Genomic DNA, 698 nt, shown 5'->3' with positions numbered 1-698 from the left:
ACTTGGATTGAACGGATTCGGATAATTCTGTTCAATCCTATATTCTTCCGGAATGCTATTTAATTTTTGATCAGCCTTCGGAAAATTCGGTAGTTCACGCATTGCAACTTTGAATTCTGATACCTTCCCGAATTCTACAGATGAATATGCGCCATTTATTAATTCTAATTCAAATTGTGCCAATTGTGTACGCTCATCGTTCGGAAATTGCTGTTTCATATTCAAGTAAGTTTCTTCTGCATCTCCTTCGCTGCCCAACTCAAAACCTTCCAACATCATCTTTGATAATAGTAGCGATATACGTGTTTCAGTGTCTAAACCAAGAGTGAGAGCGTGTTGATATTTTTCGAACGCCTCGTTAAGCATATCTGCCTTAGCATATTCATGTGCAAGCATTATTGTTGCAGTCCTTGCCATAGGCGGGTTATAATGGGTTTGCAAAGTTTGTAAATAACTCCGCCACTGATTCGTTTGGTCGACTCCTGCTGCTAACATATCGGTATAAGTTTCACGAAGCTCAACGAGTGCCTGAATTATTGTACCGTCGCCGCTAATGATTTGCTGATAGTTTGCAATTGCATTCTGATACATTCCCGATGCACGGTATTGCAGAGCATCCATTAATAACTGCTCGATTTCTTCAGGGTCCATTACAGGTTCATATATCATCTGTGACAAGCCAGCCAGAACAAAATTTG

The 698-nt window shown here is 40.1% G+C and carries 1 protein-coding gene; it reads right to left on the bottom strand.

Going from position 1 to position 698, the window contains the following annotated elements; genetic code table 11:
- Positions 1-669, bottom strand: a 669-nt coding sequence (locus QME58_14435; GenBank protein MDI6805010.1) for a hypothetical protein, incomplete at its 3' end; no start/stop codon positions are given.
- Positions 670-698 lie beyond the last annotated feature (29 nt).

It is taken from the genome of Bacteroidota bacterium (assembly GCA_030017895.1).
Lineage (GTDB): Bacteria > Bacteroidota > Ignavibacteria > UBA10030 > BY39 > JASEGV01.
Note: the sequence above shows the minus strand (reverse complement) of the source record. Positions and strands in the feature narration are given on the sequence as shown.